This is a genomic window from Streptomyces sp. BBFR25, from assembly GCF_044590125.1.
GTDB classification, from domain to species: domain Bacteria; phylum Actinomycetota; class Actinomycetes; order Streptomycetales; family Streptomycetaceae; genus Streptomyces; species Streptomyces canus_D.
This window is the reverse complement of sequence record NZ_CP172447.1, coordinates 6,343,597-6,358,322: the sequence shown is the minus strand read 5'-3', so window position 1 is coordinate 6,358,322 and position 14,726 is coordinate 6,343,597. Positions and strand designations below refer to the sequence as shown.

The 14,726-nt window shown below is 70.9% G+C and carries 15 protein-coding genes; 11 read left to right on the top strand and 4 right to left on the bottom strand.

Annotated features, from left to right (window positions below):
- Positions 1-42: 42 nt before the first annotated feature.
- The 9 genes from ACGH52_RS29030 to ACGH52_RS28990 all read left to right on the top strand — a co-directional run bounded on the left by ACGH52_RS29030 (position 43) and on the right by ACGH52_RS28990 (position 8,347).
- Complete coding sequence (locus ACGH52_RS29030; RefSeq protein ID WP_059298058.1) at positions 43-1,401, top strand: M20 family metallopeptidase; 1,359 nt, start codon at positions 43-45, stop codon at positions 1,399-1,401.
- On the top strand, positions 1,398-2,357 hold the full coding sequence (locus tag ACGH52_RS29025) for a catechol 1,2-dioxygenase (RefSeq protein WP_121702066.1): 960 nt from the start codon (positions 1,398-1,400) through the stop codon (positions 2,355-2,357). Before ACGH52_RS29030 ends, ACGH52_RS29025 begins: the two co-directional genes overlap by 4 nt.
- Before the next feature lie 137 nt (positions 2,358-2,494).
- Positions 2,495-3,220 carry an IclR family transcriptional regulator gene (locus ACGH52_RS29020; protein ID WP_238696742.1) on the top strand — a complete coding sequence of 242 codons (726 nt, stop codon included), beginning with the start codon at positions 2,495-2,497 and terminating at the stop codon, positions 3,218-3,220.
- A gap of 168 nt (positions 3,221-3,388) precedes the next feature.
- The gene (locus ACGH52_RS29015; RefSeq protein ID WP_121702068.1) at positions 3,389-4,393 is read left to right on the top strand and encodes an NAD(P)/FAD-dependent oxidoreductase; all 1,005 of its coding nucleotides are present in this window, start codon (positions 3,389-3,391) and stop codon (positions 4,391-4,393) included.
- 5 nt (positions 4,394-4,398) lie between these two features.
- Entirely contained in the window at positions 4,399-4,719 is a 321-nt protein-coding gene (gene fdxA, locus ACGH52_RS29010) for a ferredoxin (protein ID WP_059298050.1), read from the top strand.
- Positions 4,716-5,522 (top strand): 2-keto-4-pentenoate hydratase, encoded by an 807-nt coding sequence (locus ACGH52_RS29005; RefSeq protein WP_121702069.1) that lies wholly within the window; start codon positions 4,716-4,718, stop codon positions 5,520-5,522. The genes fdxA and ACGH52_RS29005 overlap by 4 nt, the downstream gene beginning before the upstream one ends.
- Complete coding sequence (locus ACGH52_RS29000) at positions 5,519-6,481, top strand: acetaldehyde dehydrogenase (acetylating) (RefSeq protein WP_121702070.1); 963 nt, start codon at positions 5,519-5,521, stop codon at positions 6,479-6,481. Before ACGH52_RS29005 ends, ACGH52_RS29000 begins: the two co-directional genes overlap by 4 nt.
- Positions 6,478-7,491: a 4-hydroxy-2-oxovalerate aldolase gene (gene dmpG / locus ACGH52_RS28995; protein WP_121702071.1), complete on the top strand. Its 1,014-nt coding sequence runs from the start codon at positions 6,478-6,480 to the stop codon at positions 7,489-7,491. The genes ACGH52_RS29000 and dmpG overlap by 4 nt, the downstream gene beginning before the upstream one ends.
- A gap of 49 nt (positions 7,492-7,540) precedes the next feature.
- A complete protein-coding gene (locus tag ACGH52_RS28990) occupies positions 7,541-8,347 on the top strand; it encodes an alpha/beta fold hydrolase (protein WP_121702072.1) in 807 nt (268 codons plus the stop codon).
- A 24-nt stretch (positions 8,348-8,371) separates the two neighbouring features.
- Here ACGH52_RS28990 and ACGH52_RS28985 read toward each other — a convergent pair whose 3' ends face one another.
- From ACGH52_RS28985 to ACGH52_RS28970, 4 genes are all read right to left on the bottom strand, one after another.
- Positions 8,372-8,764, bottom strand: coding sequence for a type II toxin-antitoxin system death-on-curing family toxin (locus tag ACGH52_RS28985; RefSeq protein ID WP_121702073.1), 393 nt, complete (start codon positions 8,762-8,764; stop codon positions 8,372-8,374).
- The gene (locus tag ACGH52_RS28980) at positions 8,761-8,955 is read right to left on the bottom strand and encodes a ribbon-helix-helix protein, CopG family (RefSeq protein WP_030862426.1); all 195 of its coding nucleotides are present in this window, start codon (positions 8,953-8,955) and stop codon (positions 8,761-8,763) included. The genes ACGH52_RS28985 and ACGH52_RS28980 overlap by 4 nt, the downstream gene beginning before the upstream one ends.
- Positions 8,956-9,244: 289 nt before the next feature.
- Positions 9,245-10,621 (bottom strand): class I SAM-dependent RNA methyltransferase, encoded by a 1,377-nt coding sequence (locus ACGH52_RS28975; RefSeq protein ID WP_399943531.1) that lies wholly within the window; start codon positions 10,619-10,621, stop codon positions 9,245-9,247.
- Between the two features lie 71 nt (positions 10,622-10,692).
- Complete coding sequence (locus ACGH52_RS28970; protein ID WP_121702075.1) at positions 10,693-12,765, bottom strand: APC family permease; 2,073 nt, start codon at positions 12,763-12,765, stop codon at positions 10,693-10,695.
- Positions 12,766-13,315: 550 nt separating this feature from the next.
- Here ACGH52_RS28970 and ACGH52_RS28965 point away from each other — a divergent pair.
- Both ACGH52_RS28965 and ACGH52_RS28960 read left to right on the top strand, forming a co-directional pair.
- On the top strand, positions 13,316-13,987 hold the full coding sequence (locus ACGH52_RS28965) for a TrkA family potassium uptake protein (RefSeq protein WP_059298040.1): 672 nt from the start codon (positions 13,316-13,318) through the stop codon (positions 13,985-13,987).
- The gene (locus ACGH52_RS28960; protein WP_059298038.1) at positions 13,987-14,667 is read left to right on the top strand and encodes a TrkA family potassium uptake protein; all 681 of its coding nucleotides are present in this window, start codon (positions 13,987-13,989) and stop codon (positions 14,665-14,667) included. The genes ACGH52_RS28965 and ACGH52_RS28960 overlap by 1 nt, the downstream gene beginning before the upstream one ends.
- Positions 14,668-14,726 lie beyond the last annotated feature (59 nt).

The following is a 14,726-nucleotide window of genomic DNA, read 5'->3' as shown; positions in this document are numbered from 1 at the left end:
CATCGCTCAGACGACGATGACCCAGGTCCACCGGGTCAACCAGTGAGCGCCGACGACGGACTCTCCGGACTCGACGACCGGCGGCGCACCTGGGTGGCGGAGGCTTTGCGGCACGTCACTCAGGAGAGGCTGCGCGAGCTGATCGTGGGCCTCGTCGGCATCCCCAGTCCGACCGGTGACGAGCGGCCGCTCGCCGAACACATCGCCGGAACCCTCGCCTCGGTCGGTCTGCGCGCGGCCTGTCAGCCGCTCGACGCACGTCAGGCGAACGCCTGGGCCCGGCTCCAGGGTGACGGCACCGGGCCCGACCTGATGCTGTACGCGCCCATCGACACCCTCACCGTGGGTGACGAGAGCGAAGACGTACCGTGGATCGGTCCGGAGCTGCGCGAGGACATGCGCCCCGCGGCCACCGTCTACGACGACCTGGTGACCGGCCTCGGCGCCTCCAACCCGAAGGGCCACGCGGCCTGCGTGATGATGGCCGCCGAGGCGATCGCCCTGGCCGGAGTCCCCCTGACGGGGAACCTGGTGGCCGCGTTCGGCGCCGGCGGCATGCCCACCAACGCCCGGCCCGGCAGCGATCGGCTCAACACCGGGCAGGGCGCGGGCTGTTCCTTCCTCCTCGAACAGGGGGTGTGGACCGACTACGCCGTCATCGCCAAGCCCGGCTGGACCGTGTCGTGGGACGAGGTCGGCCTGGTGTGGTTCGAGGTCACAGTGCACGGGACCCACACCTATGCGGGCTCGCGCCACCGGCTCCCCTATGACAACGCGATCAACCGCGCAGGGGACGTCGTACGGCACCTGGAGGGATGGTTCGCCGAGTACGCGAAGCGGCACACCTCCGGCACGGTCGCGCCGCAGGGCATCGTGTCGTCGGTGCGGGGCGGCTGGCCACGCATGGCCGCGGTGACCACGGCGGCCTGCACCCTGCGTGTGGACCTGCGGATCGCGCCCGGGACGACGCCCATGCAGGCCAAACGAGAGTTCACCGCGGCGGTGGCGGAGCTGAAACGCTCCCTGCCGGGACTCGACGCCACCGTCGAGATGATTCTCGCCGTCCCGGGGACCACCACCAGCCGGGAGAGCTGGATCTTCCGCAGCGCGGTCGCCGGATGGGAGGCCCTGGAAGGGCGCCCGCACCAGGTCGTGAACGGCAACAGCGGCGCGACCGACGCGAACATCCTGCGCGGACGGGGCATCCCGACCGTCCGCGTCGGCATGCCGAAGGTGACCGAGGCACCCTTCGACATCGACTTCGCCCGCGGCATGAACACCGTCTCCGTACGGGAGATGCAGAGACTGACCCGCCACCTGATCCGCACCGCGGTCGACACCGTCACCCGTTCCCACGAGGAGTGCGACTCCGCCGTGGAGCAGGAAGGAGCAACGGCATGAGCGAGATCGTGTTCGGTGTGGGGGCCTCCCACAGCACGCTGATGAACACGCACTGGGAGGAGACCCTCCACAAGGACCGCGCCGAACGCTTCCGTGACGCGCTCGGCGCGGCCCGCGCGGAACTGGCCCGAAACCGCCCCGACACCGTCGTCCTGATCGGCTCGAACCACTTCCGCGGGTTCTGGCTCGATCTGATCCCGGCGTTCACCCTCGGTGTCGGGGAATGCATCGCGAGCGGCGAGTCCGGGACGCCGAAGGGCCCGCAGCCGGTGGACGTCCCGCTCGCGCAGCACATCGCCGACTCGTTGGTGGAGGGCGGACGGTTCGATCCGGCCTTCTCCGCCCGGCTCCAGATCGACCACGGGCAGTCGCACGCCATCCAGTACCTCCTCGACGGGCTCGACGTGGAGATCGTGCCTCTGGTGGTGAACGTCTTCGCTCATCCGCTACCGACCCTGGCACGGTGCGATGAGTTGGGGCGCGCCATCCGCGAGGCCGTACTCGCCTTCCCCGGCGACCGGCGCGTCGCGGTGGTCGGCTCGGGCGGGCTCTCGCACCGGCTGCCCTGGCCGGACTGGCGCGAGCCGCACGGCGACGACGAGGAGTTCATGGTCGGCGCGTGGCTCAACGGCCGCGAGAACTGGCAGGACTACGACGCGCGTCGCCGCGAGATCGTCCGGGCCGCCGAGGCGTCCCTCACCCCGGAGTTCGACCACGAGTTCCTCACCCTTCTCGAACGCGGCGAGGCCCACCGCCTCACCGCGTACACGACCGAGGAACTGGAGAAGGCCGCGGGCAACGGCGCACAGGAGCTGCGGACCTGGCTCCTGATGGCCGCCGCCCTCGACCACGCGCCCGCACGACGCCTGGCGTACGAACCGATGCCCGAGTGGCTCACCGGCATGGGCGTCGCGGTCATCGACCCGGCTGCCGTGAACGCGGGGCAGTCGGCATGACAGCGCCGGCCGGGGTGGAGAGGGCCGGTGATCACTCCCTCGCCGGCCCGGTGCCGCATGACTGCGTGTTCTCCGCACACCATGCGGCGCCGGAGTCCGAGGCGGTTCCGGGCGATTCCGCGGGCGGCACCGACCCCATGAACTCCGTGCTGGGAAAGGTCCGACCGATCCTGGAGGCGTTCACCTCCGACGACGCCGCCCTCTCGCTCGCAGAGCTGGTGCGCCGATCGGGGGCGGCCAAGGCCACGGTGCACCGGCTGGCCCAGGAACTGGTCAGCTGGGGGCTGCTGGAGCGGGAAGGGTGCGACTACCGGCTCGGCCTCCGCCTGTTCGAGCTGGGGCAGCGGGTGCACCGCCAGCGCATCCTGCGCGAGGCCGTGCAGCCGTACATGGAGGATCTCCTCCTGATCACCAGGGAGACCATCCACTTCGCCATCCACGACAGCCTGGACGTCGTCTACCTCGACAAGATCTTCCCGCACCGCGGGCTGAACGCCGAGTCACGGGTGGCGGGACGGCTCCCGCTGTACTGCACCGGCACCGGCAAGGCGATCCTCGCGTACTCGCCGCCGTCCCTCTTCGTCGACGTGGTGCGGGGCGGCCTCAAGCCGATCACCAGGCACACCGTGGTCTCCCCGGGCCGCCTGCGCGCCCAGCTCGACCGGATCCGGGAAGAGGGCATCGTTCTCGAGTCCGAGGAGATCAGACTCGGTTACGCGAGTCTGGCAGTCCCGGTGTTCGCCGGCAGCACCACGCTGGTGGGCGCGCTGTCCATCACGGCGCCCACCTACCGGATGGACGCGGTGGGGTACGCGACGGCACTGCGGACGGCCGCGCTGGGCATCGGCCGGTCACTGGCCTGAGCCCCGCCGTACAGGCGGGAGCGGAGACGCAGGACACGCGATACGAACACGAAGGGGCCCGCCGGACGGCGGGCCCCTCGCCGCTTCTCGGGGCCGAGCAGCGCGGCCGTCCTGCTCACCGGAACGACTCCATAGGGAGAACCGCCGCCTCGTTCCTACGCTCACCCCATGAGCCAACTCACCGACGACACCGGCGTCCTGACCACCGACGTCCTGATCATCGGCGCCGGTCCGGCGGGCCTCTACGGCGCTTACTACGCCGGGTTCCGCGGCCTGACCGTCACCGTGATGGACGTGCTGCCGCAGCTCGGGGGGCAGATCAGCGCGATGTACCCCGAGAAGCCGATCTTCGACATCGCCGGCTTCCTGTCCGTACGCGGCCGCGATCTGGTGGACGGTCTCGTCGCGCAGGCCGAGCCGTACTCCCCGCGCTACCTCCTGGGCCACCGGGCCGCCGAGTTGACGCACGACGCCGACGGACTGCCGGTCGTCCGCAGCGATCAGGGAACGTCGGTACGGGCCAAGGCGGTCGTCATCACGGGGGGCGTGGGTACGTTCACGCCCCGCCCCCTGCCGGCCGGGGAGGAGTTCCTCGGGCGCGGCCTCGCCTACTTCGTGCCGGACCCGTCCGTGCACGCGGGCCAGGACGTGGTGGTCGTCGGCGGAGGCGACAGCGCCTTCGACTGGGCAGCCCTCCTCGCGCCGATCGCCCGGTCGGTCACCCTCGTGCACCGCACCGCCCGCTTCCGCGCCCACACGGCGTCCGTGGAGAAGGTCCGCGCTCTCGGAGTGGAGATCGTCACGGACAGCGAGGTGAGCCGGCTCATCGGCGCGGAGCGGGTGGAGCAGGCGGAGATCCGACACCGCACGACCAAGGAGACCCGTCTCGTCCCGGCCCAGGCCGTGGTCGCCGCGCTGGGCTTCCTGGCCGACCTCGGCCCCTTGCAGCACTGGAGGCTCGGCCTCCGAGCCCGGAAGATCACCGTCGACACCCACATGGCGACCAACCTGCCCCGGGTCTTCGCCGCGGGCGACATCACCGACTACCCCGGCAAGGTCCGCCTCATCTCCGTCGGCTTCGGTGAGGCCGCCACCGCCGTCAACAACGCGGCCACCGTCATCGACCCGGAGGCGGCCCTGTTCCCCGGGCACTCCACCGAGAAGGAGCACTGAACACCATGGCGTACGTCATCGGCGCGTCCTGCGTCGACATCATGGACCGGTCCTGCATGGAGGAGTGCCCGGTCGACTGCATCTACGAGGGCGAGCGCAAGCTCTACATCAACCCCATGGAGTGCATCGACTGCGGGGCCTGCGAAGTCGCCTGCCCCGAGCAGGCGATCACGGTCGACCGCAAGGCCGACCCCGACTTCCGCGAGGACAACCGGCGCTTCTTCACCGAGGTCCTCCCCGGCCGGGACAGCGCCCTCGGCTCCCCCGGCGGGGCGACACCCCTCGGCCCACTGGGTGTCGACACTCCGCTGGTGAGCGCCCGGTGAGCGCCGCCGCCGCGACGAAGGCAGCCGACGCCCTGCTGACCGCCGAGCGCACGGGCGAGCCCTGTCCCCCCGTACGGTCCCTGCTCCCCGAGGGCGACATCGACGCCGCGTACGGTGTCCAGCGCCTCAACGCCGAACGGGGCCTGGCCGCGGGACGCCGGGTCGCCGGACGCAAGATCGGGCTGACCTCCCCCGCCGTCCAGACGCAGCTCGGCGTCGACCAGCCGGACTTCGGCACGCTCTTCGCCGACATGGCCGTCCCCGACGGCGGCACCGTCACGGCCGGCCGGCTCATCCAGCCGAAGGTCGAGGCGGAGGTCGCGCTCGTGCTCGGCGCGGACCTGCCACACCGGGACTGCACGGTGGCGGACGTGATCCGGGCGACCGACTTCGCGCTCGCCGCCCTGGAGATCGTGGACAGCCGCATCGCCGACTGGGACATCACCATCGTCGACACCGTCGCCGACAACGCCTCCAGCGGCCTCTACGTGCTCGGCGGCACACCCGTGCCGCTGTCGGGCCTGGACCTGCGTGCCGTGCGGATGACCATAACGCGCGACGGCTCGGCCGAACCGGTGTCCGAGGGAACGGGCGCCGACTGCCTGGGCGGCCCGCTCAACGCCGCCGCCTGGCTCGCCTCGACGCTGGCCGCCGCAGGGGACCCGCTGCGCGCGGGTGACGTCGTGCTCACCGGGGCGCTCGGTCCGATGGCCGTCGCCTCGCCCGGCGACCGCTTCGAGGCACGCATCAGCCAACTGGGCCGCATCAGCGTGCGGTTCGCACCGGAAGGAGGCGCCGCATGAGTGCCACGCATTCCCCGAGCGGCCGTACGAAGGTCGCCGTCATCGGCTCCGGCAACATCGGAACCGACCTGATGATCAAGATACTCCGGCTGTCCGAGACGCTGGAGATCGCCGCGATGGCCGGCATCGACCCGGACTCGGACGGGCTGGCCCGCGCCCGCCGCCTGAAGGTCGCCACCACTCATGAGGGCGTCGAGGGGCTGCTGCGGATGGACGAGTTCGCGGACGTGGAGTACGTCTTCGACGCCACCTCGGCCGGCGCCCACCGCCACCACGAGGACGTCCTGCGCCCCCTGGGCCGTACGCTGATCGATCTGACCCCGGCGGCCGTCGGCCCCTACGTCGTCCCTCCGGTCAACGGCGATGCCCACCTGGACGCCACGAACGTCAACATGGTCACCTGCGGCGGTCAGGCCACCATCCCGGTCGTCGCCGCGGTCAACGCGGTCACCCGGGTCCACTACGGCGAGATCGTCGCCTCCATCTCCTCGCGCTCGGCGGGTCCCGGCACCCGTGCCAACATCGACGAGTTCACGGAGACGACCTCCTCCGCCATCGAGCAGGTCGGCGGCGCCGCACGCGGCAAGGCGATCATCGTCCTCAACCCGGCCGAGCCCCCGCTGATCATGCGGGACACCGTGCACTGCGTCGTCACCGCCTGCGCCGAAGAGGCCGTCACCGCCTCGGTCGAGGACATGGTCGGCCGCGTCCAGGCGTACGTGCCCGGATACCGCCTCAAGCAGAAGGTGCAGTACGAGACGGTCCGCCCGGGCGACCCGCTGCACGCCCTCGCACCGGCCGGGAACGGCGAGGCGCTGAAGGTGTCGGTGTTCCTGGAGGTCGAGGGCGCCGCTCACTACCTGCCCGCGTACGCCGGAAACCTCGACATCATGACGTCGGCCGCGCTGCGCACCGCCGAGCGCATGGCCGCGCACCACGCGACGGAGGCCACCAAGTGACCAGTCTCTACGTCCAGGACGTCACCCTGCGCGACGGCATGCACGCCGTACGCCACCGCTACACCGTCGGCCAGGCCCGCGCCATCGCCACCGCCCTCGACGCCGCCGGGGTCGCCGCCATCGAGATCGCGCACGGTGACGGCCTCGCGGGCTCCAGCGTCAACTACGGTGTCGGCGCGCACACCGACTGGGAGTGGATCGAGGCCGTCGTCGACGCCACGCACACCGCCATCCCCACCACGCTCCTCCTCCCCGGCATCGGCACCATTCACGATCTCAGGCAGGCCCACGCGCTCGGCATCCGCTCGGTGCGCGTCGCCACGCACTGCACCGAGGCCGACATCGCCGCCCAGCACATCGCCGCCGCGCGCGAACTGGGCATGGACGTCGCCGGGTTCCTGATGATGTCCCACATGGCCGAGCCCGCCGAACTGGCCCGTCAGGCCAAGCTGATGGAGTCCTACGGCGCGCACTGCGTCTACGTCACCGACTCGGGCGGCCGCCTCACCATGGACGGTGTACGCGACCGCTTCCGCGCCTACCGCGACGCCCTCGACCCCGCCACCGAACTGGGCATCCACGCCCACCACAACCTCGCCCTCGGAGTCGCCAACACGGTCGTCGCCGTGGAGGAGGGCGTCACCCGCGTCGACGCCTCCCTCGCCGGCCAGGGCGCGGGCGCGGGCAACTGTCCCCTCGAGGCGTTCGTCGCCGTCGCCGACCTGATGGGATGGGAGCACCACTGCGACCTGTTCCCCCTGATGGACGCTGCCGACGATCTCGTCCGTCCACTGCAGGACCGCGACGTGCGGGTGGACCGGGAGACGCTGAGCCTCGGTTACGCGGGCGTGTACTCCAGCTTCCTGCGCCACGCGGAGGCCGCCGCGACCCGCTATGGCCTGGACACCCGCAGCATCCTCGTCGAGGTGGGGCGGCGCGGGATGGTCGGCGGCCAGGAAGACATGATCACGGACATCGCTCTCGACCTGACGGCACGGGCCGGCAAGTGAGGCAGTCGGTGCCTCGGTAATGCTCCCCAGTGACGAAAGAGACCCACGCATGAGGGACAAGACGCATACGACCCTGCGGAAGGGCTATGCGCCCAGCCGCTTCGGTCAGTTGCACTACGTGGAGTGCGGTAGCGGCGAGCCCGTGCTGCTGCTCCACCAGACGCCCCGCTCCTGGACGGAGTACCTGGATGTACTCCCCCTGGTCGGAGAACGGTACCGGGCGATCGCCATGGACACGCTGGGCTATGGAGCATCCGCGCGGCCCACCGGGCCGCACACCATCGAACGCTTCGCGGACGCGGCGGAGGAACTGGTCGAAGCACTCGGCTTGGACCGGTTCCACCTGGTCGGGCATCACACGGGCGGGGTGATCGCCGTCGAGCTGGCAGCGCGCCTCCAGAACCGCGTGGCCAGCCTCATGCTCTCCGCGGCATCGTTCGTCGACGACGAGAAGCGCGCCGGCGCGGTCACCCACGGACGCGTCGACCATGTCGACCCCGCGCCGGACGGCACGCATCTGCGGGAGTTGTGGGACAAGCGCCGCGCCTTCTACCGTCCCGGCGAGGAGGCGGCTCTGGGGCGGTACGTCGTGGACGCGCTGACCGTCCTCGACCGCGTCGAGGAGGGCCACGAGGCGGTACGCCGTTATGTCATGGAGCCCCGCCTGCCACAGATCACCGCGCGCACGCTCGCGGTGTGCGCGCCCGACGATCACTACTCGCGACCGTCCCTGGCGAAGTTCGCAGCAGCGCTGGGCTGCCCGACAAGACTGCTGTCCGACGGGCACGTGGCGGCACCTGAGCAAGTGCCTCAGGAGTTCGCCGCGACCATAGTGGACTGGATCGGTCGCACCTGACCTCCACGTAAGGCGACCCCGGAGTCATGAAACCGGGAACCAGACCGACAGGCGCTTGGCAATGGCCGGTACCTCGACTTTGTCCTGCGCGACATCCTCGACGAACGGGCCGGCCACGGAGACGGGCGGCGGGGCGGTACCGGCGCTGACGCCGTTGAACCGCAGGAAGACACGCATGGCGAGCCACGCGGTGCGCTTGTTGCCGTCGATCAGCGCGTGGTTGCGGGCGACGGAGTGCAGCAGTGCCGCAGCCTTCTCGTGCAGCGTGGGATACAACTCGGCCCCGAACACGTTGGTCCGGGGGCGTTCGATCGCCGACACGAGGAGGCCCATGTCGCGCACGCTGTGTTCGGTGCCGTTGACCGTGCGGGCGATGGCCAGGATCTCGTCGATCTGGAGGTAGCGCACGCCGGTCACTTCAGGTAGTCCAGGATCTCCGCATCGCTGTCCATCAGCTCGGCCAGGACGTCATCGACCTTCAGCTCGGCCCGGTCCTGGGCCTCACGGATGGCCTCGATGGCAAGCTCCTGCTTGCTACGGCCCTCCCGACGGGCCCGCTCCGTAAGCTTCGCGTCCAGGTCGTCAGGCAGTCGGAGTGTCATCGCCATACGGCCATGATACCTGACCGGTATCACGCGGTGCGGTCGAGTGTCCCGTTCCCCAACAGTGTGGGCCGAAGATGGCGACTCGCAGCGCCTGCGAAGGTGCAGCAGAGTCTTCCGCTTCGGGCGTCATCCGAGCGTCAAGAATCCCCGAAAGCCCCTCCGAGGGCGTCGCCCCGCAGGCACCTCACCCACGAACCCGCAGGTCAGCGATCCGCAAAGATTGATCCGTCGCTCGAATCGTTCCACGGAGGGAAACGGGTCGAGCAACTCACCCGGACAATAAAAGCGCAGGTCAGGACCCCTTGGCCGAGGGCTCAAGGATCGCCACGCACTCCACGTGCGACGTCATCGGAAACAGATCGAACACCCGCAGCATCCGCACCCGGTACCCCCCGTCCCGGAAGTACGCCAGGTCCCGGGCCAGCGCGGCCGGGTCGCAGGCGACGTAGGCGATCCTGCGGGCACCCAGGGACGACAGGTGCTGGACCGTCTTTCGGCCGGCGCCCGCGCGGGGCGGGTCGAGGACGATGAGGTCGACCTCGTCGATGCCGGTGCGGGGCAGGACGGACTCGACCTTGCCCTGCTCGATGCGGACGCGGTCGAAGCCGGCGAGGTTGTGGCGGGCGTCCTCGACGGAGCGCTTGCCGGACTCGATGCCGAGGACCGCGCCCTGGTCGCCGACGCGGTCGGCCAGGGCGCCGGCGAATAGGCCGACGCCGCAGTAGAGGTCGAGGGCCATGTCGCCCTTGCGGGGCAGCAGGCCCTGCATGACCGCCGTGACCAGGGTGTCGGCCGCCTTCGGGTGGACCTGCCAGAAGCCGCCGGAGCCGACCCGGTACGTGCGGCCGTCGGCGCGCTCGCGCACGAAGGGGCGGCCGTGGACGCGGTGGACGCCGCCGTCCTTCTCGCCGACGCGCATGACCGAGACCGGGCGGTCCAGTTCCACGATGGGCAGGCGGGCGCCGGGGCGCGGGGTCAGGATGACCTGGCGGTCCTGCGAGCCCGTCGCCGCGATCGCCTCGACCGTCGCCATGCCGGGCCACTCGCGGCGCTCGATGCCCAGCTCGCTGACGCCCTCCGCCGCGATCATGCAGTGGTCGATCGGCTCGATCTCGTGGGAGCGGTGGCGGCGCAGACCGGCGCGACCGTCCGCGTCCACCGCGTACTGCACGCGGGTGCGCCACGACGGGACCTGGCCCGCGGGCACCTTGTCGCCCTCGGCCGGCATCACCGTGCCGTCCCAGCCAACCTCCTCGGGGGTGAGGCCCGCCAGGCGCTGGAGCTGTTCGGTGACGACCTCGCCCTTGAGGCGGCGCTGCGCTCCCGGCTTGGCGTGCTGCCAGTCGCAGCCGCCGCAGCGGCCGGGGCCCGAGAAGGGGCAGGGGGCCTCGATGCGGTCCTTGGAGGGGTCCAGGATCTCGACCGCGTCCGCGCGCAGGAAGCGGGCGCCCTCCTCGCCCTCCGTCACCCGGGCGACGACCCGCTCGCCGGGCAGCGTGTGCCGGACGAACAGCACCTGCCCCTCGGACGTGCGGGCGATGCAGTGGCCGCCGTGGGCGACGGGGCCGACCTCGACCTCGTACTCCTCCCCCACCAGCGAGACCGGCTGCGGGACCGGCTCCGCGACCGCTCGCTGCTCCGCCTGCGACTTCTTCGGTTCTGCCTGCATGGCGGGGTGACTCCAGAGAACGGGGACCAAGGGGGGACGACAGGTGCCGCAAAGGACAACAGCCGTCCAGTCTACGTGGACGAGGAGGAGTCCTTCGTACGGTCACGGTCCTGGTGCTGGGCCGGGCCGCGCCGGACCGCACCGGGCGCGCTCCACTCCTGGCGCTTGCGGGCCCGGCGCCTGGCGGCCTCGGAGGACTCCAGCTGGTACGGGACGGACGTGACCATGACGCCGGGTGTGAACAGCAGGCGGCCCTTGAGGCGCAGGGCGCTCTGGTTGTGCAGCAGGTGCTCGTACCAGTGGCCGACGACGTACTCGGGGATGATGACGGAGACCGCGTCGCGCGGGGACTCCTTGCGCAGGCTCTTGACGTACTCGATGACCGGCCGGGTGATCTCGCGGTAGGGCGAGTCCAGGACCTTCAGGGGTACGGCGATGCCGCGGCGCTCCCACTCCTCACGCAGCGCCTTCGTCTCGACCGGGTCGACGTTGACGCTGAGCGCCTCCAGGCTGTCGGAGCGCATCAGCTTGGCGTAGGCGAGGGCGCGCAGCGTGGGGCGGTGGATCTTGGAGATCAGGACCACCGAGTGGACGCGGGAGGGGCGCACCATGTCGTCGCTCTGTGCCTCCTCGGGGTCCTCCGGGGCCGCGATCTCCTCGGCGACGCGGTCGTAGTGCTTGCGGATCGCCGTCATCGTCGCGAAGAAGATGCACATGCCGAGCAGCGCGACCCAGGCGCCGTGCGTGAACTTGGTCGCCAGGACCACGACCAGGACGAGGCCGGTGAAGAAGGCGCCGAAGGCGTTGATCGCGCGGGAGCGCATCATGTGGCGGCGCTTGGCCTGGTCCCGCTCGGTGGCCAGGTGCCGGTTCCAGTGCCGGACCATGCCGATCTGGCTGAGCGTGAAGGACACGAAGACGCCGACGATGTAGAGCTGGATCAGGCGGGTCGAGTCGGCGCCGTAGACGAAGACCAGCAGCATGGCGGCGCCGGCGAGGAGCACGATGCCGTTGGAGAAGGCCAGACGGTCGCCGCGGGTGTGCAGCTGGCGCGGCAGGTAGCGGTCCTGGGCGAGGATCGAGCCGAGCAGCGGGAAGCCGTTGTAGGCGGTGTTGGCGGCGAGGAAGAGGACCAGCGCGGTGGCGGCGGCCAGCACGATGAACAGGAAGCTCCCCTCACCGAAGACCGCCTCGGCGACCTGGGAGATCACCGGGTGCTGGACGTAGTCCGAGCCGACCGCGACGCCGTCGTGGAACAGCTCGGTGGCCGGGTTCTCGGACATGCGGACGTCGGTCGCGGACGCCAGCGCGATGATGCCGCAGAACATGGTGACGGCGAGCAGGCCCATCATCGCGAGCGTGTTGCCCGCGTTCTTCGACTTGGGCTTGCGGAAGGCCGGGACGCCGTTGGAGATCGCCTCGACGCCGGTGAGCGCGGCGCAGCCGGAGGAGAAGGCGCGCAGCAGGAGGAAGACCAGGGCGAAACCGGCCAGGCCGCCGTGCTCCGGCTTGATCTCGTAGTCCGCCGTCGGGGCGCGCATGGTGTCGTCCAGGACCAGGCCGCGGAACGCGCCCCACGCGATCATGATGAAGACGCCCGCGACGAAGACGTACGTCGGGATCGCGAACAGGGTGCCCGACTCCCTGACCCCGCGCAGGTTCATCAGGGTGAGCAGCAGGATGACGGCGACCGCGCACAGGACCTTGTGCTCGACGACGAAGGGGACCGCCGAGCCGAGGTTCTCGATGCCGGAGGAGATGGAGACGGCGACCGTCAGGACGTAGTCCACCAACAGGGCGCTGGCCACGGTCAGGCCGGCCTTGGGGCCGAGGTTGGTGTTGGCCACCTCGTAGTCGCCGCCGCCGCTCGGGTAGGCGTGCACGTTCTGCCGGTAGGAGGCGACCACGGTGAACATCAGGACCACGACCGCGACCGCGATCCACGGGCTGAAGTGGTACGCCGACACGCCCGCGATGGACAGGACGAGCAGCACCTCGCCGGGCGCGTACGCCACGGAGGACAGCGGGTCGGAGGCGAACACGGGGAGGGCGATGCGCTTCGGCAGGAGCGTCTCGCCCAGCCGGTCGCTGCGCAGTGCGCGCCCGATCAGGATCCGCTTGGGCACGTCGGTCAGTTTGGACACAACAGAGGATCGTAAGCGTTCGAACGGGCGGCCGCCCAACCGCCACCCCCGATCGGTCCGCAGTCTGCTCTACGGGTGAATTCGGGGAGTGCTGCGGCTGCGGATTCCGCAGGTGAGGGGGTTCGCATGTCTATATGACTGCTCACCCGACAAGCACCGTCCGGTTTCCGGCCGTTGCCGCCCCTGGAGGTCCCATGCACCTGAGCGCAGAGCTGATCGGCGGCGCCGCCACGCTCGTCGGCCTCGGAATCCTGACGGCCGCCAGCATCCGGAGCATCTGCCGCCGGGGGTCGTCGGCCAGGGGCTGAGACGCCTCCTGCGAGCCCGCGCGGCTTGCCGATACGTTGGATCCGGACGCCGGTACGTCGGCTCCGGACGGGGGAACCCGGCATCCCGGGCCCCTAGCGGCGTCAGTGTCGGTGCGCACCGGCATGATGTTCCCCTGCGGCCCGCACACTGGCCGCGACGTGTCGCCAGGCGAGCCGAAAGAGAGACATGAGCACGACATCCACTAAGGCCGGCGGGCCCGCAGGAAGCGCGGTGTGAGGCGATGCATATTGTCATCATGGGCTGCGGGCGCGTGGGCTCCGCGCTCGCCCAGACCCTGGAGCAGCAGGGGCACACGGTCGCCGTGATCGACCGGGACCCCACCGCCTTCCGACGCCTCGGTTCCTCCTTCGGCGGCCGCCGGGTCACCGGCATCGGTTTCGACCAGGACACCCTGCGCGAGGCGGGCGTCGAGGAGGCCGGCGCCTTCGCCGCCGTCTCCAGCGGCGACAACTCGAACATCATCGCCGCCCGCGTGGCGCGCGAGATGTTCGGCGTGGAGAACGTCGCGGCCCGCATCTACGACCCGCGCCGCGCCGAGGTCTACCAGCGCCTGGGCATCCCCACCGTGGCCACCGTCCGCTGGACGGCCGACCAGATGCTGCGGCGGCTGCTGCCCTCGGGCGCCGAGCCGCTGTGGCGCGACCCCACCGGCGGTGTCCAGCTCGCCGAGGTGCACACCTCAGCGTCCTGGGTCGGTCACAAGATCAGTCGGCTCCAGGAGGAGACGGGCGTGCGGGTGGCGTTCGTCACCCGGCTCGGGGAGGCGATCCTGCCGTCCTCGCAGACCGTCCTGCAGGAGGGCGACCTCGTGCACGTGATGATGCGCACCGACGAGGTCGACAAGGTCGAGGCGGCGTTCGCCAAGGGTCCCGAAGAGGAGGGCGGTCACTGATGAGGGTCGCCATTGCCGGAGCCGGCGCGGTCGGCCGTTCGATCGCGGGCGAGCTGTTGGAGAACGGCCACGAGGTCCTGCTCATCGACAAGGCGCCGACGGCCATCTCGGTCGAGCGCGTCCCGATGGCGGAGTGGCTGCTCGCCGACGCGTGCGAGATCACGTCCCTGGACGAGGCGGCGCTCCAGCGCTGCAACGTCGTGATCGCCGCGACGGGCGACGACAAGGTCAACCTGGTCGTCTCCCTGCTGGCCAAGACGGAGTACGGCGTGCCGCGCGTCGTGGCCCGGGTGAACAACCCGAAGAACGAGTGGCTGTTCAACGAGTCCTGGGGCGTGGACGTGGCCGTCTCCACCCCGCGGCTGATGTCGGCCCTGGTGGAGGAGGCGGTGAGCGTCGGCGACCTGGTCCGGCTGCTGCGCTTCAGCCACGGCGACGCCAACCTCGTCGAGCTGACGCTGCCGGAGGAGTCGGCCCTGGCCGGTACCCAGGTCGGCGACGTCCAGTGGCCCGAGGACACCTCGCTGGTGACGATCATCCGCGGCACCCGGGTGCTGACGCCGTCCCGGGAGGACTCCCTGGAGGCGGGCGACGAGTTGCTCTTCGTCGCCGCGCAGGCCCGTGAGGAGCAGCTGGAGGACCTGCTGTCGGCCCGGAAGCGGCCCGACGGCGTGGTCTGACCGACGCGGCGGACCCGGCTACGGCGGTGGGGCGCCCGGAATGCTCCGGGCGCCCCACC

Coding starts and splice junctions, on each gene's coding strand:
- ACGH52_RS29025 (WP_121702066.1), top strand. CDS start 1,398: ATGAGCGAGATCGTGTTCGGTGTGGGGGCCTCCCACAGCACGCTGATG.
- ACGH52_RS29020 (WP_238696742.1), top strand. CDS start 2,495: ATGAACTCCGTGCTGGGAAAGGTCCGACCGATCCTGGAGGCGTTCACC.
- ACGH52_RS29015 (WP_121702068.1), top strand. CDS start 3,389: ATGAGCCAACTCACCGACGACACCGGCGTCCTGACCACCGACGTCCTG.
- fdxA (WP_059298050.1), top strand. CDS start 4,399: ATGGCGTACGTCATCGGCGCGTCCTGCGTCGACATCATGGACCGGTCC.
- ACGH52_RS29000 (WP_121702070.1), top strand. CDS start 5,519: ATGAGTGCCACGCATTCCCCGAGCGGCCGTACGAAGGTCGCCGTCATC.
- ACGH52_RS28990 (WP_121702072.1), top strand. CDS start 7,541: ATGAGGGACAAGACGCATACGACCCTGCGGAAGGGCTATGCGCCCAGC.
- ACGH52_RS28980 (WP_030862426.1), bottom strand. CDS start 8,955: ATGGCGATGACACTCCGACTGCCTGACGACCTGGACGCGAAGCTTACG.
- ACGH52_RS28975 (WP_399943531.1), bottom strand. CDS start 10,621: ATGCAGGCAGAACCGAAGAAGTCGCAGGCGGAGCAGCGAGCGGTCGCG.
- ACGH52_RS28965 (WP_059298040.1), top strand. CDS start 13,316: ATGCATATTGTCATCATGGGCTGCGGGCGCGTGGGCTCCGCGCTCGCC.
- ACGH52_RS28960 (WP_059298038.1), top strand. CDS start 13,987: ATGAGGGTCGCCATTGCCGGAGCCGGCGCGGTCGGCCGTTCGATCGCG.